General features: G+C 62.5%; 14 protein-coding genes. 3 read left to right on the forward strand and 11 right to left on the reverse strand.

Going from position 1 to position 18,926, the window contains the following annotated elements:
- Positions 1-298: 298 nt before the first annotated feature.
- The 9 genes from rpmG to B5E41_RS26290 all read right to left on the reverse strand — a co-directional run bounded on the left by rpmG (position 299) and on the right by B5E41_RS26290 (position 11,817).
- Positions 299-466, reverse strand: a complete 168-nt coding sequence (gene rpmG, locus B5E41_RS26250; protein ID WP_003587245.1) for a 50S ribosomal protein L33 — start codon at positions 464-466, stop codon at positions 299-301.
- 92 nt (positions 467-558) lie between these two features.
- Positions 559-1,743 carry an MFS transporter gene (locus tag B5E41_RS26255; RefSeq protein WP_011424950.1) on the reverse strand — a complete coding sequence of 395 codons (1,185 nt, stop codon included), beginning with the start codon at positions 1,741-1,743 and terminating at the stop codon, positions 559-561.
- Between the two features lie 250 nt (positions 1,744-1,993).
- The gene (locus tag B5E41_RS26260; RefSeq protein ID WP_088396682.1) at positions 1,994-2,446 is read right to left on the reverse strand and encodes a DUF983 domain-containing protein; all 453 of its coding nucleotides are present in this window, start codon (positions 2,444-2,446) and stop codon (positions 1,994-1,996) included.
- 71 nt (positions 2,447-2,517) lie between these two features.
- Positions 2,518-4,890 carry a ribonuclease R gene (gene rnr / locus B5E41_RS26265; protein ID WP_088396683.1) on the reverse strand — a complete coding sequence of 791 codons (2,373 nt, stop codon included), beginning with the start codon at positions 4,888-4,890 and terminating at the stop codon, positions 2,518-2,520.
- 1 nt (position 4,891) lies between these two features.
- Positions 4,892-7,546: a type I DNA topoisomerase gene (gene topA / locus B5E41_RS26270; RefSeq protein ID WP_088396684.1), complete on the reverse strand. Its 2,655-nt coding sequence runs from the start codon at positions 7,544-7,546 to the stop codon at positions 4,892-4,894.
- 228 nt (positions 7,547-7,774) lie between these two features.
- Positions 7,775-8,917, reverse strand: a complete 1,143-nt coding sequence (gene dprA, locus B5E41_RS26275; RefSeq protein WP_088396685.1) for a DNA-processing protein DprA — start codon at positions 8,915-8,917, stop codon at positions 7,775-7,777.
- Positions 8,917-9,537 carry a glycerol-3-phosphate 1-O-acyltransferase PlsY gene (gene plsY / locus B5E41_RS26280; protein ID WP_088396686.1) on the reverse strand — a complete coding sequence of 207 codons (621 nt, stop codon included), beginning with the start codon at positions 9,535-9,537 and terminating at the stop codon, positions 8,917-8,919. Before plsY ends, dprA begins: the two co-directional genes overlap by 1 nt.
- 37 nt (positions 9,538-9,574) lie before the next feature.
- A complete protein-coding gene (locus tag B5E41_RS26285) occupies positions 9,575-10,864 on the reverse strand; it encodes a dihydroorotase (protein ID WP_088396687.1) in 1,290 nt (429 codons plus the stop codon).
- On the reverse strand, positions 10,861-11,817 hold the full coding sequence (locus B5E41_RS26290) for an aspartate carbamoyltransferase catalytic subunit (RefSeq protein ID WP_088396688.1): 957 nt from the start codon (positions 11,815-11,817) through the stop codon (positions 10,861-10,863). The genes B5E41_RS26285 and B5E41_RS26290 overlap by 4 nt, the downstream gene beginning before the upstream one ends.
- 177 nt (positions 11,818-11,994) lie before the next feature.
- Between B5E41_RS26290 and B5E41_RS26295 the strand changes: the two genes are divergently transcribed.
- Positions 11,995-13,653, forward strand: coding sequence for an acyl-CoA dehydrogenase family protein (locus tag B5E41_RS26295; RefSeq protein WP_088396689.1), 1,659 nt, complete (start codon positions 11,995-11,997; stop codon positions 13,651-13,653).
- On the opposite strand, the gene B5E41_RS26300 is transcribed toward B5E41_RS26295, so the two are convergent.
- Both B5E41_RS26300 and B5E41_RS26305 read right to left on the reverse strand, forming a co-directional pair.
- Entirely contained in the window at positions 13,635-13,853 is a 219-nt protein-coding gene (locus B5E41_RS26300; protein WP_088396690.1) for a type II toxin-antitoxin system VapB family antitoxin, read from the reverse strand. The two genes, B5E41_RS26295 and B5E41_RS26300, sit on opposite strands and share 19 nt — an antisense overlap.
- 145 nt (positions 13,854-13,998) lie before the next feature.
- On the reverse strand, positions 13,999-16,872 hold the full coding sequence (locus B5E41_RS26305; RefSeq protein ID WP_088396691.1) for an Rne/Rng family ribonuclease: 2,874 nt from the start codon (positions 16,870-16,872) through the stop codon (positions 13,999-14,001).
- A gap of 622 nt (positions 16,873-17,494) precedes the next feature.
- Between B5E41_RS26305 and B5E41_RS26310 the strand changes: the two genes are divergently transcribed.
- On the forward strand, positions 17,495-18,754 hold the full coding sequence (locus tag B5E41_RS26310) for an N-acetylmuramoyl-L-alanine amidase (RefSeq protein WP_088396692.1): 1,260 nt from the start codon (positions 17,495-17,497) through the stop codon (positions 18,752-18,754).
- Positions 18,754-18,921: a hypothetical protein gene (locus tag B5E41_RS31905; protein ID WP_176439489.1), complete on the forward strand. Its 168-nt coding sequence runs from the start codon at positions 18,754-18,756 to the stop codon at positions 18,919-18,921. The genes B5E41_RS26310 and B5E41_RS31905 overlap by 1 nt, the downstream gene beginning before the upstream one ends.
- Positions 18,922-18,926: the final 5 nt, after the last annotated feature.

Genomic DNA, 18,926 nt, shown 5'->3' on the forward strand with positions numbered 1-18,926 from the left:
CAAATTATCGGCTCATAAAAGAAGCGCTCCCGCAGAGGAGCTGTCGATACCCCATGATGCTCAGGTCCGCCGCATCTCCTGGGTCGTGGGGTCGGTCGGCTAGTAGGCAAGTCATAACGGTTCCTCGTGCCGTTTTGCATGCTGGCCGACCCCCTTTCAAGAAAACGCCGCCACTTCCCGAAGATGGAAGGGCGGCGTTTGTCTGTTTGCGCTATCATTTTTCAAGGCCATCGTCCATGACAATAAAAAACGCGCAACCCGGAGGCGCGCGCTTTTTGAAATCCGTCAGGCCAAGTGATTACTTGATCTTGGTTTCCTTGAACTCGACATGCTTCTTAGCGATCGGGTCATACTTCGTCTTCGTCATCTTGTCCGTCATCGTACGGCTGTTCTTCGTCGTGACGTAGAAGAAACCGGTGTCGGCTGTCGACAGCAGCTTGATCTTGATTGTTGTAGCCTTGGCCATGGTCGTCCTGCCTTTAAGAAAATGAAAGCCGTGGAAGCCGGATGGGCTCCACGGCAAATTCTGGCGCGAAACTACGAATCCCGCCCGAAAAGTCAAGTCCGTTTTCGAACGAACATCAATCTGATGCCGGAAAGTAGGGCATAAAGACCGAAGAAAGCGGCAATCGCCCAGGCAAAACCATTGTTTCCGGCGACGTCGATTGCTGCGCCGATCACCTGTGGCCCAGCAACGGTTCCCATCGCATAACAGAAGACGAAGGCGGCATTGGCGGCAGCCAGATCGGAGCCTGTCAGCCGCGAGCCGAGATGGCTGAGGCCGACCGTGTAGAGGCCGGAGACGCAGCCGCCCCAAAAGAGCAGGATCCCGGCCATCAGCAGCCAGTTGTTGACGAGGATCGGCAGCGTCATCGAGCCGATAAAGCCCATCAGCGCCATCCCTGCCAGAAGCGGTCGCTTGTCGCGGATGCGGTCGGAGAGCAGGCCGAGGGGAATCTGGAAGATGACATTGCCGACGCCCATCATGGTGAGCAGCAGCGCCGCCTGCGATTCGGTGAAATGGGCGCGCACGGCAAAAATCGGAAAAAGTGACAGCCCGCCAGCTTCGACCGCGCCGAAGATGAAGACGGCAGCCGTCGCTGTCGGCACCAGCAGGACGTAGCGCATGAAATGCAATTCCGGTTTTTCCTCGAGCACCGGGCTTTCGTCACGGGCGATGAAAATCGGAATGGCGGCAAGCAGGATGGCGCCCGCGCCGACCAGGAAGGGAAAGATGCCGTCGCTGCCCAGTATCGAAAAGAGCAGGGGCCCGGCAGCGAACCCGATGGAGAGCACGGTCGCATAAATGCCGAGCACAAAGCCGCGCTTGGATGGCGGCGAGGCGGCGTTGATCCAGAATTCGGAGAGAATGAAGAGCGTCGTCGTTGCGCCATGGAAGGCGAAACGTAGCGGAAACCACATCCAGAAATCCTCGGCATAATAGAAGCCGAGCGCGCTCAGCGCCGAAATCAGCACCGCCCAGAGCATCGTCGGCGCAACGCCGTATTTGTGGGCGAGCTTGGTGGTAACGGGTGCCGCGGCCATCGCCGAGATCCCGGCCATCGCCGTGTTGAGCCCGATCAACGTGGATGAGATGCCGCGTTTTTCGAGGATGATGCTGAGAAGCGGGAGTCCGAGACCGATTGCTATGCCGACGGCTGAAATGGACGAGATGGCTGCCACCAGAGAAGGCCAATGGATTTCTTCGACATCGCCCGGTGTGCCGGTTCTCGGCTGAGACATTTATCCATCCTTAGAAAGCTGCGCGAGCGAATCGACCTCTCGTCTCACATGGAAGGGACACAGATGTGCCAAATCCAGGTGACGGGCGGCGTTTCGCAGTATTTCCGATGTGATCTGCGGAATGTAAAGCGTGTTCAGACAAGAAAAGCTTACCGTGTCAAGTCGTTGAAGATCGTTGACTCCCGCGTGTCGGTGGTGGTCGGTGGAGCGCTGGCACTACACGCTAATTATGTCTGGAAGGTGAAGGCGCTCAATCCGGCCGGTGGGGAAGCTCGTAATCATCGCGACTGTCGCTCTCGCCGCCGAAACCATGCATGCGCAGCGCCCATTGCAGGCCGATGACGCCGCCCTTGATCGGCTGGATCGAGGCGATCGCGGCGATGACCGTGATTGGCGCCCATATGGCAAGATGGACCCATACCGGCAACACGAAGGTCAGATCGGTCAGCATGTAGCCGCCGACGAGGACGTGGCCGAGGACCAGGATAACGATATAGGGCGGCAGGTCGTCGGAGCGATGGTGATGTATCGCCTCGCCGCAGGCGCCGCAATGATCGACTGGTTTCAGGAAGGCGCGGAAGAGCTTGCCGTTGCCGCAGGCCGGGCAGCGGTTCAACAGCCCGCGCATGATGGAACGCCCGAGCGGACGCTCGGCTTCGGGTCCATCCCCGTAGCGGACGACCGGATCGGTCGGTGTGTTCATTGCATCTTCCTCTTTCAGGCAAAAAGCATGAAGCGCCGCAATGGGACCATTGCTGCTTTCGGCACCGTGGCTTAGCGGCGCCCGCGCGGGGGACGCGTTCCCGGTTTCTTGCGGACCTGTCCCCTGTCGCGGCGGCCGGCCTTATGGAAGGAACGCACCGCCGTCGGCATCTCGCGTCCTTCGCTCAGCATCTCGAAACGCAGCGCGCCGGCCAGCGGGATTGCTTCCGCAAGCTTCACTGTGACGCTGTCGCCAAGACGATAGCCGAGGCCCGTCTTTTCACCCGACAGTGCCTGATGCGCCTCGTCATAGATGAAATAATCGGTGCCGAGCGTAGATATAGGAACGAAACCGTCGGCGCCATAGTCCGGCAAGGTAATAAAGAGCCCGGACTTCGTAACTCCGGAAACGCGGCCGGCAAACTCCTCGCCGACGCGGGTGCTCAAATGATGGGCGATCAGCCGGTCGATGGTCTCGCGCTCGGCTGCCATCGCCCGGCGCTCGAAGGTCGAGATCTCGGCGGCGATATCGTCGAGCGAGGCTTCTTCGTCGGGGGTGATGCCGCCTTCGCCGAAGCCGAGCGAACCGACCAGCGCCCGATGCACGATGAGATCGGCGTAGCGGCGGATCGGCGAGGTGAAGTGGGCGTACTTCATCAGGTTGAGACCGAAATGGCCGATATTCTCGGGGCTGTAGATCGCCTGGCTCTGCGAGCGCAGCACCATCTCATTGACCATGGTCTGGTGTGCCGTGCCGTCCGCCTTGGCCAGGATGCCGTTGAAGCTGTTGGCGCGCATATTGCCGCCCTTGGCGAGCGAGATGCCGAGTGTCGCCAGGAACTCGCGCAAGACTTCCTGCTTGGCAAGCGTCGGGCCGTCATGAATGCGGTAGACGAGCGGCTGACGCTTCTTCTCGAGCGTCTCGGCGGCGCAGACATTCGCCTGAATCATCATCTCTTCGATCAGCTTGTGCGCATCGAGCCGCGGCGGCACGAAGACCCGGTCGACCGTGCCGTCCGGTTTCAGCAGGATCTTGCGCTCCGGCATGTCGAGTTCCAGCGGCTGGCGCCGGTCGCGTCCGCGCTTCATTACTCCATAAGCGTGCCAGAGCGGTTTCAGGATCGGCTCGAGCATTGGTCCGGTCTGATCATCCGGTCTTCCGTCGATCGCCGCCTGCGCTTGCTGATAGGAGAGCCTGGCGGCACTCTTCATCATGATGCGATGAAAGGTATGGCCGATCTTGCGTCCTTCGCCCGAGAAGCTCATGCGCACGGCGAGCGCCGGGCGGTCGACGCCTTCCTTCAGCGAGCAGAGATCATTGGAGATGCGCTCCGGCAGCATCGGCACGACGCGATCGGGGAAATAGACCGAGTTGCCGCGCTTCAGCGCCTCACGGTCGAGCGGCGAATTGGGGCGGACATACCAGGAGACGTCGGCGATCGCGACGGTGACGATGACGCCGCCGGCATTGTCGGGCGAGGGGTCGATCTCGGCGTAAACTGCGTCGTCATGGTCCTTGGCGTCGGCCGGATCGATGGTGATCAGCGGCACGTCGCGCCAATCTTCACGATGCGCCATCGTCGCTGGTTTTGCCGCTTCCGCCTCGGCGATCACGGCCGGCGGGAAGATATGCGGGATGCCGTGTGCATGGATCGCGATCATCGAGATCGCCTTTTCCGAGCCGACCGAGCCGACAACGGAAAGGACCTTGGCGCGCGGCAGGCCGAAGCGCCCGAGGCGCGCGACTTCAATCTCGACCAAGTCGCCATCCTTGGCGTCGCCGGTATAGTCGGGGTCGATCACCATCTCTTCGCCGCGCCGTTCGATTGGCAACAGGCGGCCGCCGCCGCCCGGCGCGCTGCGGAAAACGCCCATCGCCGCACCGCGGCGCCTGTCGATCACCTTGATGATGCGCGCTGTATAAGCCGGCCCGACGCGATCGACGGCCGGGAAGATCTTCGCCAGGATTCGGTCGCCGAGCCCGGCGACGGGCGCCTTGCCCTTACCCTGGCGGCCTGCCGGCGATTGCTGACGGATGGCGACGGCAGGCGCCACACCCTGCTCCTCTGGCCATTCCGCCGGCCGGCCGATCAGGTCGCCGTCCTTATCGCGCGTCGTGATATCGAGAACGGTGACGGGCGGCAGAGCGCCGGGACGAATGAGCGACTTGCGGCTCTTTTGCAGCATGCCTTCCTGCTCGAGCTCCTGCAGCATGTGCTTGAGCTCGACTCGGCTGTCGCCTTTCAGCCCGAACGCCTTGGCAAGTTCACGCTTGGAAGCCTTCTGCGGATGATCGGCGATGAAACGCAGGATCACTTCCCGCGAGGGCAGCGTGCCGTGGACGATGTTCAGCGGTTCGACAGCGGAAATATCCCTGCCGGCGCGGCCGATCTTGCCCGGGCGCTTGCCCGCGGTGTTCGTTCTGTCGCGCGGTGTCTTGCTCACGTCAGCTCTTTTTCGATTTCGCGGGCGCCTTCGCCTTCGTTGCCTTCGGCTTGGCGGCCGTCTTGGTTGTCTTGGCTTCGGCGGCGGCCGCCTTCGGCTTGGCTTTCCCCTTAGCCGTCTTGCCCGCGGGGGCCTTGCCGGCTTTTTCCGTGATCAGCGCAAGCGCCTCCTCGATGGTGATCGCTTGCGGATCCTTGCCCTTCGGCAGCGTGGCGTTGACCTTGCCCCAGTTGACATAGGGGCCGTATTTACCGTCGCGAACAGTGATGGCGCCGCCGTCGGGATGATCGCCGAGGGTCTTCAGCGCCGCCGGCGTACCGCGCGCACCCCGGCCCGGCGCCTTGTTGGCTTTTTCGGCAATCAGCGTCACGGCTCGATTGAGGCCGACGGAGAAGACATCCTCGACGGTCTCCAGGTTGGCGTAGGAGCCGTCATGCAGAAGGAACGGCCCGTAGCGGCCGATGCCCGACGAGATCATCTTGCCGGTTTCGGGATGTTTGCCGATATCGCGCGGCAGCGAGATCAGCGCCATCGCCTTTTCATAGTCGATATCCTCAGGCTTCCAGCCCTTCGGCAGCGAGGCGCGTTTGGCCTCCTTGCCGTCGCCGCGTTGGATATAGGGTCCGAAGCGGCCGGAACGCAGCGTCAGTTCCTCGCCGGTCGTCGGGTCGGTGCCGAGGCCCTTCGGCTCGTTGAGCGCGACACCCTCCGCTTCTCCGCCGTTTTCCGAAGAAAGCTGGCGGGTGTAGTTGCATTCCGGATAATTTGAACAGCCGACGAAGGCGCCGTATCTGCCAAGCTTCAGCGAAAGGTTGCCAGTACCGCAGACCTGACAGATCCTCGGATCGCCGCCATCCTCGCGCTTCGGGAAGACGAGCGGCGCCAGCGCCTCGTTCAAAGAATCGAGCACGTTGGTGACGCGCAGTTCCTTCGTGTCTTCGATCTGCGCGAAGAAATCCTTCCAGAAATCGCGCAGCACCTGCTTCCAGTTCAATTCACCGGCGGAAATTCGGTCGAGCTTCTCCTCGAGGTCGGCGGTGAAATCATATTCGACATATTTGGTGAAGAAGCTTTCGAGGAAGGCCGTCACCAGCCGACCCTTGGCCTGCGGGATCAGCTTGCGCTTGTCGATCGTCACATAGTCGCGGTCGCGCAGCGTCGCCAGTGTGGCTGCATAGGTCGAGGGACGGCCGATGCCAAGCTCTTCCATCTTCTTGATCAGCGAAGCTTCCGAATAACGCGGCGGCGGTTCGGTGAAATGCTGGGTCGAATTGATCTTCTGCTTGGCGAGCGTCTCGCGCGCATTGATCTCCGGCAGGCGACCATCCTCGTCGCCGTCGTCGCTCTGCTCGCCGTCCTCCTTCTGGTCGGTATAGGCGGCGATGAAGCCGTCGAAGCGGATGACCGAACCGACCGCGCGCAGGCCGGCCTTCTCGCCCTTGTTCTCGGCTGTGATTTCGGCCGTCGTGCGCTCTATCTCGGCCGAAGCCATCTGGCTGGCGATGCCACGCTTCCAGATCAGCTCGTAGAGCCTGATCTGGTCGGCGTCGAGGAATTTGCGCACGCGGTCCGGAGAGCGGTAGAAATCGGTCGGGCGGATCGCCTCGTGCGCCTCCTGGGCATTCTTCGCCTTGGTCGAGTAGAAACGCGCCTTCTCAGGCAGGTAGTGTTCGCCGAACTGGTCGAGGATGGCACGCCGCGCTGCGTCGATCGCTTCGGGGGCCATCTGAACGCCGTCGGTTCGCATATAGGTGATGAGGCCGACGGTCTCGCCGCCGATATCGACCCCCTCATAGAGCTTCTGGGCGATCTGCATCGTGCGGGAGGCGGAGAAGCCAAGATTGGAGGAGGCGGCCTGCTGCAGCGTCGAGGTGGTGAACGGCGGTCCCGGATTGCGCTTGACCGGTTTTGCCTCGACCGTGTCGACGATATAGCTGGCGCCTTCGAGCAGGGCCTTCAGGCGGCCCGCATCCTCGCCGTTGCCGATCGCGCGCGGCTGCAGTCGCTTGCCGTGCGCAGAAACCAGCCTGGCCTCGAACTCATCGCCGCGGGGAGTCTTCAGCAGCGCCGAAATGTTCCAGTATTCTTCCGAAATGAAGCGCTCGATCTCGGATTCGCGGTCGCAGACCAGACGAAGCGCGACCGACTGGACGCGGCCGGCCGAACGCGCGCCCGGCAGCTTGCGCCACAGCACCGGCGAAAGATTGAAACCGACGAGATAGTCGAGCGCGCGGCGCGCCAGATAGGCGTCGACCAGCGGCACGTCGATATCGCGCGGATCGGCCATCGCATCGAGGACGGCCTTCTTGGTGATTGCGTTGAAGACGACGCGCTTGACGGACTTGCCGTTCAGCACCCGCTTCTTGTTCAGCATGTCGAGGACGTGCCAGGAAATCGCTTCACCTTCGCGATCGGGGTCGGTCGCGAGAAACAGCCCGTCGGAGGACTTCACCGCATCGGCGATGTCCTTCATGCGCTTGGCCGAAGCGCCGTCGACCTCCCAGAGCATTTCGAAATCCTGATCGGGAAGAACGGAGCCGTCCTTGGCAGGCAGATCGCGCACATGGCCGAAGGAGGCGAGCACTTTGTATCCCGAACCCAGATACTTATTGATCGTCTTGGCCTTGGCAGGCGATTCCACCACTACAACATTCATGATGATTCTCTAAAAAAGACGCCGCGCCGGCGTGGAAGCCAGCGCAACACGCAGCGCAACTTGGATACTGGCCCTCCGACATGGACAGGGAAATCGCTGCGGTCAAGGGGTTTGCAACAATTTTACTTCTTGCGTACGGTGCAAGCGAAACAAGATTTGCAGCAGAAAACAATGCTAGATTGCGCCAGTGCAGTTTTCAACACGCAGTTCCCCCGTTCCACGCAAGCTTCAATCGGAAAGCGAGACGAGACCGCCCTGATGCCGATGCAGCCTGCCTGATATATCGAGTTCCAGAAGGATGAGATAGACCGCGGATGCCGCAAGGCCGGTGTGGCGGATGACGTCGTCGATCTCGACAGGCGTCGGCCCGAGCGCGCCGATGATGCGCATCCGGTCCGAATCGCCGGGTGGCATCGTTATTGCCCGGCTCTCGCGTGCCGGCTCCTCCGCCATCGACAAGGGGAAGAGGTCGAGTTGCGCAAGCGGCGCCAGGGCTTCGATGACATCGGCAGGTTCGGTAACGATCGAGGCGCCGTCCTTGAGCAGGCCATTGGTGCCGTGACAGCGCGGATCGAGCGGCGAGCCGGGCACGGCAAACACCAGGCGGCCGAACTCGCCGGCGAGGCGTGCCGTGATCAGCGAGCCTGAGCGCATCGCCGCTTCGATGATCACCACGCCAAGTGCGATGCCGGCAATCAGCCGGTTCCGGCGCGGGAAATCACGGGCGCGGGGCTCCCAGCCGAAAGGCATTTCGCTCACCGCCAGGCCGTTGCCGCCGGTTATCTCTTCGATGAGGCCGATATTCTCCGGCGGGTAGGGCTTGTCGAGACCGCCAGCAAGGGCGGCGATTGTGCCCGTGCCGAGGCTTGCTCGATGCGCTGCCGTGTCGATGCCGCGCGCCAGGCCGGAGACCACTGTATAACCCGCCCGGCCGCAGTCGCGCGCCACCATCGCGGCGAATTTGGTGCCTGCGGCCGACGCGTTGCGGGAGCCGACGATGCCGACGGCCGGTCGTTTGGTGGCAGCAAGTGCGCCCTTGACGGCAAGAAGCGGCGGCGCGCCGTCGATCTGTTTCAACGCCTGCGGATAGTCCGGCTCGCCAATGCCGATAAAGCGGGCGCCGAAACGATGGGCCGCCTCCAGTTCCCGGTGCGCCTCGGCCTCGCTGGCAATGCGGATGGCCCGTGTCGCGCCGCCGCGCGCCGAAAGTTCCGGCAGCGCCGCGAGTGCGGCCTCGGCCGAACCGAAATGATTGATAAGATCGCGAAAGGTTGCAGGGCCGACATTGTCGGAACGGATCAGGCGCAGCCAGGCAATCCTCTGCCTTTCGCTTAGCACCGTACCTGTTGATCCCGCGCTCGGCGCGTCCATTATCCTTTCGCCCCGATCTTGCTTTCCGTTCCGCCCATCAGGCGTGAAATATTTGCCTTGTGCTTCCAGTAGGAGATGAGCGTCATGATCGCCATGACGGCCGCGACCTTTTCATTGCCGAGTATCAACAAGGCAATCGGAATGACGAGCATGGCGACGAGGGCCGACAGCGAGGAATAGCGGGTGGTGACCGCGACCGCCAGCCAGATGGCGGCGAATAGCACCACCATGATCGGCGCGACGCCCAGAAGTGTACCGATATAGGTGGCCACGCCCTTGCCGCCCTTGAAGCCGATCCAGACGGGGAAGAGATGGCCGATGAAGGCGAAGAAGCCGGCGATGATCGCGGCCTCCTCACCGAGGAAATAGCCGACGATCCAGGCCGCCGCCGATGCCTTCAGGGCGTCGAGCAGCAGGGTTGCGGCGGCGAGCTTGCGGTTTCCGGTTCTGAGCACATTGGTCGCGCCGATATTGCCGGAGCCGATGCTGCGCACATCGCCGAGGCCGGCGGCGCGGGTGAGAATCAGGCCGAAGGGGATTGAGCCGAAGAGATAGCCGATGACGGCGGCCGCAAGCGCGATCGGCAGCGTGATCTGCCATGACATGAGATTGGATAACATGTGCCCCCTCAGCCCTCCTTATCGTTCCGATCGTCTCTTAAACCGCGTGGACAAGCTTTCCCGAAACGTAGGTCGCAACCGCTCGCCCGCTGAAGCGCGCATCCTCGAACGGCGTGTTCTTAGAGCGGGAGAGAAGCATGTCTTTGGCGACAAGCCAAGGCTCATCGAGATCAATCAGCGTGATATCGGCCGCGGCACCCGGCTTCAGCGTGCCGGCCTCAAGGCCGAAGATTTGTGCCGGGCGGGTGGACATGGCGTCGATCAGCCGCATCAGGCCGACCTGGCCGCCATGGTGAAGCCTGAGGGCCGCCGCCAGCATCGTTTCCAATCCGACTGCGCCATCGGCCGCCTCGCCAAATGGCAGCCGCTTCGTGTCGACATCCTGCGGGTCGTGCGAGGAGACGATGATGTCGATCGCGCCGCTCGCAAGCGCCTCGCCCATGGCGACTCGATCGTCCTCCGGGCGCAACGGCGGATAGAGCTTGAAGAAGGTGCGGTATTCGCCGATGTCGTTCTCGTTGAGCGCCAGATTGTTGATCGAGATGCCCGAGGTCACCTTGGCGCCACGGCTGCGGGCGCGTTCGATGGCCTCGACCGACTCCGGCACGGAGATCATCGCGGCGTGATAACGGCCGCGCGTCAGCTCTGCCACCCTGAGATCGCGTTCGAGCGGGATCAGCTCGGCTTCCTTCGGAATGCCGGAGAGTCCCAGCCAGCTGGCGAAAAGGCCCTCATGCATGACGCCATTGGCGCCGAGATATTTGTCGCGGGTCTCGCAGGAGATGACGGCGCCGAATTCGCGCGCATAGGTCATGATCCGGCGCAGCACCTGTGTGTTATGGACACTGGAATGGGCATCGGTGAAGGCGACGGCTCCCGCCTGCATCAACAGGCCGATCTCCGTCATCTCCTCGCCGGCAAGACCCTTGGTGAGGGCGGCTGCCGGATAGACGTTGACGGCGGCCGTGTCCCGCGCCGTCTTCTTGACGAATTCGACCAGCGCGATGTCGTCGATGACGGGATCGGTGTCCGGCATCATGATGATCGAAGTGATGCCGCCGGCCGCCGCCGCCCGGCTCGCCGAGGCGATCGTCTCGCGATGCTCGCCGCCGGGCTCGCCGATATGGACGCGCGCATCGACGAGGCCGGGCGTTGCCACGAGGCCGGTGCAGTCGCGCACGACGGCGCCTTCCGGCGCGCCCTGGTTCTGGGCCCCGCTGCCAGCGGCAAGAATCACGCCATTTTTAGCGACGATCGTTCCGATCTCGTCGAGATTGCGCGAGGGATCGACGATGCGGACATTCTTGAGGACGATCGAGTTGCTCATGCCATCATTCCGTCGGTTCGGGGACCTTGGTTCTGCGAGACGAGCAGCGTCTCCATGACGGCCATGCGCACTGCGACCCCCATTTCCACTTGTTCGGCGATCACGCTCTGCGGACCATCGGCTACCTCGGAGGCGATCTCGACGCCGCGGTTCATCGGCCCGGGGTGCATGACCAGCGCATCATCCTTCGCCGCTTTCAGCGTTTCGGCGTCGAGTCCGTAGAAGTGATAATATTCGCGCACCGACGGCACGAAGGCGCCGGACATGCGTTCTCGCTGCAGCCGCAGCATCATCACGACGTCGGCGTCCTTCAATCCTTGCTTCATCGAGTGGAACACCTCGACGCCCATCTCGGCGATGCCGGCGGGCAGGAGGGTGGCGGGCGCGACGACGCGCACGCGTGCGCCCATCGCGTTCAGCAGCAGGATATTGGAGCGCGCCACGCGCGAGTGCAGCACGTCGCCGCAGATCGCTACGATGATGCGCGAAAGCTTGCCCTTGGCGCGGCGGATCGTCAGCGCGTCGAGCAACGCCTGGGTCGGGTGTTCATGCTGGCCGTCGCCGGCATTGACGACCGAGCAGGAGACTTTCTGGGCGAGAAGGGCGGCCGCACCGGCGCTTGAATGGCGGATCACCAGCACGTCCGGGCGCATCGCATTCAGCGTCATCGCCGTATCGATCAGCGTTTCGCCTTTTTTCACCGAGGAATTGCCGACCGACATGTTCATCACGTCGGCGCCAAGCCGCTTGCCGGCAAGCTCGAAGGAGGCCTGTGTGCGGGTCGATGCCTCGAAGAAGAGATTGATCTGCGTCAGTCCGCGCAGCGTCGACGTCTTCTTCTCTCGCTGGCGGCTGATCTTGACGGCTTCGTCGGCCTTGTCGAGAAGATAGGTGATATCCTGCTCGGTGAGGCCCTTGATGCCAATGAGGTGGCGGTGGGGAAAAAAGACCATGACCCTGCCTCTTGCTGTCTCTTGCGGTCTATAATGAGTGCCGCCCGCCGGGGCAAGCACGCGCTGTGGGCAAAGGCTTATGTCCCCATGCATTTTCGCCCGAATTCCGATAGAGCAGAATGAAGCGAATCATAACTTCCGGTTTTCCTTGCCGGGTTCTTGCACTAGAAGCGAACAATGACCTCCGCAAACCGGACTGACGACAAACTCGCAGAACTCAACCAGCCGAGCCTGTGGTCCGGCATCAATGCCTATCGGTCCGATCCGCTGATTGTCGATCTGACGGCGGCCTTGCCGCGCGGCATCCGTGAAGACCTGGAAAATATCGGCCGCTACGTCACCTCGCCGGAGGCACAGGAGCTGGCGCGCATGGCAAACCAGGGGGCGCCACAGCTGCGCACCCATGGTCCGCGCGGCGAGCGCCTCGATGTCGTTGAGTTTCATCCCGCCTGGCACGCGCTGATGCGTCGCTCCATGTCGGTCGGCCTGCATTCCTCCGTCTGGGATCCGCAGGCCGATATTGAGGCGAAGGACGCGGGCCACAAGGTCCGCGCCGCGCGATTTTACCTGACGGCACAGCTGGAATCTGGCCATCTCTGCCCGCTGACGATGACGAGCGCCTCGGTGGCCGCGCTGTCGGCGTCCCCTGCTGTGCAGAAGGACTGGGCGCCGAAGATCCTGTCGCGCAAATATGATTCGTCCAACCGGCCCGCCATGCAGAAATCGGCGGTGACGATCGGCATGGGCATGACTGAAAAGCAGGGCGGCACCGATGTCAGGGCCAACCGCAGCGCTGCTGAAAAGGTCAGCGAAGGCATCTACCGGCTTTCCGGCCACAAATGGTTCATGTCGGCGCCGATGAGCGATGCCTTTATCATGCTGGCGCAGACGAAGGAGGGCATGGGCTGCTTCCTCGTGCCGCGCCTGCTGGAGGACGGGTCCGCCAACGGACTGCAGTTCCAGCGACTGAAGGATAAGGTCGGCAACCGCTCTAACGCCTCTTCAGAGGTGGAGTTCACCGACACCTTCGGCTTCCTGCTCGGCGGCCCGGATGCCGGCATCCGCACTATCCTCGACATGGTGACGTTGACGCGGCTCGATTGCGCGCTGGCCTCCTCAGGCATCATGCGCGCCTCGCTGGCCGAGGCCGTGCATCACACGCGCGGCCGCAGCGTCTTCGGCAGGATGCTCGTCAACCAGCCGATCATGACGCGCGTGCTGGCCGACATGGCACTCGATGTCGCTGCCGCCACCGCGCTGTCCTTCCGTCTTGCGGATGCTTTCGACAAGGCGCGCGGCAATGCCGAGGAGGCGGCCTATGCCCGCGTCATGACGCCGGTCGCCAAATACTGGTGCTGCAAGATCGCGCCCGCGCTGATCTATGAGGCGATGGAATGCATCGGCGGCAATGGTTACATCGAGGAGCGCCCGATCGCCCGCCATTACCGCGAGGCCCCCGTTAATGCCATCTGGGAAGGCTCCGGCAACGTGATGGCTCTGGATGTGCTGCGCGTGCTCAACCGTGGCAAGGACCTGTTCGAGACGGTCTTCGCAGGTCTCGCCCGCGATCTCGGCCCTGCCGGCAAGAAGACGATCGACGTGTTGCGCGCAGCAATCGCGCTTTGCGAACAGGACGAGGGCGCGGCACGCCTGCTTGTCGAGCAGCTGGCACTTGCCGCCGGCGCCGCCGAGCTCTACCGGCTCGGGGCAGGGCGCATCGCCGACGCCTTCATCGAGACACGCCTCGCCGGCGGCTGGCGCTCCACTTACGGCATGCTCGACTCCCGCTTCGACGCCAGCTACGTCGTCGATCTGCTCTACCCACCGGCCGCCTGATTGTCGGCGGGGGAATGACGTATCTCGTCGAGGTCGCCTTCCCACCCGATCCCTGCGAGATCTGCGATCGCATTTTTCTGACGGTGCCTGTCGACGAGGCTTCGCAATGCCTGTTCGATCGTGGCCTTTTTCGTCGCCAATCCCGTGGGGGCCATTGCCGCTTCGAGCAAGCCCCTATCGATATCCAGAGTCGTTCGCACGGTCGCATCCCATGTGTGTAATCTCAATAATACACATACTCGCGCTGCCTTGCCGAAAATCGATGCTGATGCCGCCGCCATAAACGAAAATCCGGCCGCGTCGCCACGGCCGGATTTATCTTCATTTACGTCCGAAAATCAGCGTTCAAAAGAAGCCACGGCGCTGCCACCAGCCGGCTTTCTTCGGCTTACCTTCGTCGCTTTCGCCATTTTCGGTGCGGGTGGATTTCACCGTCGGCTCTGAGGACGAAATATTGGATTCGCGGTTGGCGCGAACTGGCTTTGCTTCTTCCTGCGCGGGCGTTGCGAGATCGGCGGAGGCTTCGACCACCTCCGGCTCTGCTTCTACGGCGGGTGCCGATTCCGCGACTGGTTCTTCGACCGGCGCTGCGGCGGGCTTGCGGCGGCCGCGGCCACGGGCAGGCTTTACCTCTTCGGCGACGACAGCCACGTCCTCGACGGCAGCCGTTACAGCTTGGCTCTCGTCGGCCTGTTCGGCAACCGTCTCGACAATTGGGGCTTCACCGGGAGCGACGTCATCCGAAGTGCCGTCGTCTTCATCCTCGCTGCCGCTGTCTTCGCCGGCTTCATTCGCCGTCAGCTCGGAGCCGTCCTCCCGGTTGCGCCGACCGCCGCGCTTGCCGCGGCGACGGCGCTTGCGGCGCTGCGATTCCTCGTTTTCGGCGCGGCTCTCGGGTGCAGCGGCGGCGGTTTCGTCGCCCTCGGCGCCCGCGTCGTCGCCGTCTTCCTCTTCGTCGCCGGCTTCGCCTGCAGCGGCTGCCGGGTGCTCGGCATTGCCGTTGCGGCCACGACGGCGGCGGCGACGCTTGCGCTTACGGTTGCCTTCACCTTCGCTTTCCGAACGCGCCGCAGCGGGACGTTCGGTTGCGGCAGCCTTTTCCTCGAGTTCTTCGTCTTCGTCCTCATCAGCCTCGATGACGATGTCGTCATCCTCATCCTCGGGAATGGCTGCGAAATTGAAGAGGCTTTCGATCTTGACCGGGTTTTCCACGGGCTCGCCGCGGTCGATTGCGAAGTGCTGCGCGCCGACCGAACCGTCAGCATCGATGATAATCGCCACGCCAAAGCGCGCTTCGTAATCGACGATCGTCTGGCGCTTGTGGTTGAGCAGGTAGAGCGCGATATCGGGCGTGGTGCGCACGGTGATGTTGTGCGTCGTGTTCTTGAGCAGATATTCCTCGATGCCACGCAGCACATGCAGCGCGACGGAGGACTGCGAACGGACGTGCCCGGTGCCGCCGCAATGCGAGCAGACCTGGGTGGTCGATTCGAGAACGGAAGCGCGGATGCGCTGGCGCGACATTTCGAGCAGGCCGAAATGCGAGATCCGGCCGACCTGGATGCGGGCGCGGTCGTTCTTCAGGCATTCCTTCAGCTTCTTCTCGACGGCGCGGTTGTTGCGCTTCTCTTCCATGTCGATGAAGTCGATCACGATCAGGCCGGCGAGGTCGCGCAGGCGAAGCTGGCGGGCGATTTCTTCCGCGGCTTCGAGGTTCGTCTGCAGCGCGGTGTCCTCGATCGAGTGTTCGCGCGTCGATCGGCCGGAGTTGACGTCGATCGAGACCAGCGCTTCCGTCTGATTCATGATCAGGTAGCCGCCGGAACGCAGCGTCACCTGCGGCTGCAGCATGCGGTCGAGCTGGGCCTCGATGCCGGAGCGCGAGAAGATCGGGTGGATATCGCGGTAGGGCTGAACCACCTTGGCATGGCTCGGCATCAGCATCTTCATGAAGTCTTTCGCTTCACGATAGCCTTCCTCGCCGGCAACGATGATCTCGCCGATATCCTTGTTGTAGAGGTCGCGGATCGAGCGCTTGATCAGCGAACCTTCCTCATAGACGAGGCAGGGGGCGGTGGAGGCGAGCGTCAGCGTGCGGACGTTCTCCCACAGGCGCATCAAATATTCGAAATCGCGCTTGACCTCGACCTTGGTGCGGTTGGCGCCGGCGGTGCGCAGGATGACGCCCATGCCCTGCGGCACTTCGAGCATGCGCGCGATTTCCTTCAGGCGCTTGCGGTCCTGCGGATTGGTGATCTTGCGGGAAATGCCGCCGCCGCGCGCCGTGTTCGGCATCAGAACCGAATAGCGGCCTGCAAGCGAGAGATAGGTGGTGAGAGCGGCACCCTTGTTGCCGCGCTCTTCCTTGGCGACCTGAACCAGCAGGATCTGGCGGCGCTTGATGACTTCCTGGATGCGATACTGCTTGCGCGGCTTGCGCTGCACGCGGTCCGGCACCTCTTCCATCGCGTCTTCGGCACCGACGGATTCGATGACTTCCTCTTCGCCGTGATCATCATCGTCATCGTCGTCATCGTGGCGACGCTTGCTGGTGTCGATATCCTCGGAGATGGCGTCGGTTTCCACCATCGCGGCCATCGTGCCGCCGGCAGGGGCATCATCGTCGTTGTCGACACTCGAAGCGCCTTCCGCTTCGACGTCGGTCGGAACGGCGTCTTCCGTCGCGGTTGTTTCGGCGACCTTCTTGCGGCTGCGGCGTGGTTTGGCCTTCTTGGCCGGGGCTTCTTCGGCGGCCACGGGCGAAGCTACGACCTCCGGCGCTGCAGCAAGCTCTCCGGTCGCTGCCTCGTCGGCTGCGGCAACCGGCTCCGGCGCCTCCGCCGGCACGATACCGACATCCGGCTGGTCCTGGGTCGAAAGGTCGACCATCGGCGCGGTTTCGACGTGCTCTACGTCTTCGTCGCGACGGTGCTCCTCGGCCTCGGCCCGAAGCAGCGCCTGACGGTCGGCGAGCGGAATCTGGTAATAATCAGGATGGATTTCGGCGAAGGCCAGGAAGCCGTGCCGGTTGCCGCCGTAATCGACGAAAGCGGCCTGCAGCGAGGGTTCGACCCTCGTTACCTTTGCAAGATAGATATTGCCGCGGATCTGCTTCTTGTGCTGCGACTCGAAGTCAAATTCTTCTATGCGGTTCCCGCGAACGACAACGACGCGCGTCTCTTCCTCGTGAGACGCATCGATAAGCATTTTGTCTGCCATGTAAGCTGTGCTCCTCGGCGTGGCCGCGAGAGCGCATTCCCGACTGCTGTTGAAACAGAAAGAATGCGGTCCACCGTGGCCGCGCCGGATAATGAAAGTCGCGCTTGACGCGAAGGGAAGAGCAGCAGCCAGACCGCAGCCGGAACCGTTTCGGTCCGGGGCCTGTACACTTCAGATAAAACCTGCTGCGAAACCATCAACAACCAAGCGTGATCGACAAATACGAAGACCCGGTTCGGGTCCGATGAGGTTGCTCCCTGAGAGCGTGGTGGCTGATCCACCAATGAAGTTCCGACAGAAGCCGGAAAATCAGGATCCAGTTCCCGGGTTGAAGCGCATGAGACGGCGGACGATGACCGATGTGGCGCCAGGTCCAGATCTGGCTGGCAGCCCTTGCGGCGACTCTATCCCGTCAACACTTCTACCCTAAAATGCGTTGTATGTTTTCTCTGTCACAATAGCAAGGGAAAAGCCAAATGTGCCATAATATTGATGGATTTCGAATCGCATAGAAACTGGGGGCAGGTGACCGCGATTCGGCAGGTCGCAAGGCGTTTCGCTCTCGGGCGTCCGTTCGGCCATATCAGGTCCATCACGGTTATAAATAGGGTGTGGCGGTTTATTGTTTAAGAGGGCTCGGATCGCGGTGCAGTCCGCAACGCGGCGATCGACATTCGCAAGACGTGTTCAGACGGCGGTGCTCATTGCAGGTTTCCTCCTGCCTGGCCTCGCGGGTTCGGCCGAGACGAAGGATCCGCTGCTCGCTTATGGGGCGCGCATCATCGGCGATGACGCCAGGACGCGCATCGTCATCGATTTCGACCGCGAACCGCATTTCTCTGTCCATTATATCGCCAATCCGGAGCGGATCGTCGTCGATCTGCCGGCCACCGCCTTCGGTTTTCCGGCGAAGGATTTGGCCGCTCGCGGCCTCTTCAAGGATATCCGCTACGGCAAGATGGATGAGGAGAGCGCCCGCATCGTGCTGACGGCGGCAAGGCCGGTGAAGCTCTCGCTCGCCAAGGTGCAGGCCGACGAGGCGGGCAGGGGCCATCGCCTGGTGCTCGACGCCGAAATGATCGATAAGCAGGCCTTTGCCGAACTGGTCAAGACACAATCCTGGGATGATCGGACCGAGGCGGCCCAGACGACGAGCGCCATTCCGGCGCCGGAGAAAGCCGCCCCCGGCGATTTCGTCATTGCCGTCGACGCCGGCCATGGCGGCATCGATACCGGCGCTATCGGCGTCGATACGAAGACCGAGGAAAAGCAGGTGACGCTTGCCTTCGCCAGGGCTCTGGCCGACCGGCTGAACAAGGAGCCGGGCATCAAGGCGTTCCTGACGCGCAGCGACGATGAGTTCCTGTCGCTTTCTCAGCGCGTGCTGATCGCCCGCCAGAACCATGCCGGCCTGTTCATTTCACTGCATGCCGATACGCTGAAACAGAAGGATATCCGCGGCGCGACGGTCTATACGATTTCGGACAAGGCCTCCGACAAGCTCGCAGCCGATCTTGCCGATCGCGAAAACCTTTCCGACCAGATCGCCGGCAAGGAGGTAGTCGCCGAGCCACCCGAGGTCGCCGACATCCTGCTCGATCTGACGCGGCGCGAGACGCAGGCCTTCTCGATCTCGCTGGCCGAGAGCGTGCTGAATTCCTTCAAGGACCAGGTCGGCACCATCAACAATCCGCACCGCCACGCCGGCTTCCGCGTGCTGCAGGCGCCCGACGTGCCGTCGATCCTGCTCGAGCTCGGGTTCCTGTCGAATGCCGAAGACGAAAAACTGCTGCTCGACGAAACCTGGCGCACCAGGATCGCCGATCTCCTGACCGAGGCGGTGAAGCGATACCGCACCGGCGTCGTGGCGAATGGCGGCTGATGGACGCCTTCAAAAAATCCCTCGCGCCTGCTGCACGGCGGCAGCCTGAAAAACAAAGACTTAGCCTGCCTCGCCTGATTCAACTTCTGAGCAAGATGTTTCAATCAGGAACAGAACGGGCGTTGCTTGGATGTGACAGTCGTGACGAAACGCTGCCGCAGCCGTGATTGCG

Origin of the sequence: Rhizobium esperanzae, from assembly GCF_002204185.1 — a bacterium.
GTDB lineage: Bacteria > Pseudomonadota > Alphaproteobacteria > Rhizobiales > Rhizobiaceae > Rhizobium > Rhizobium esperanzae.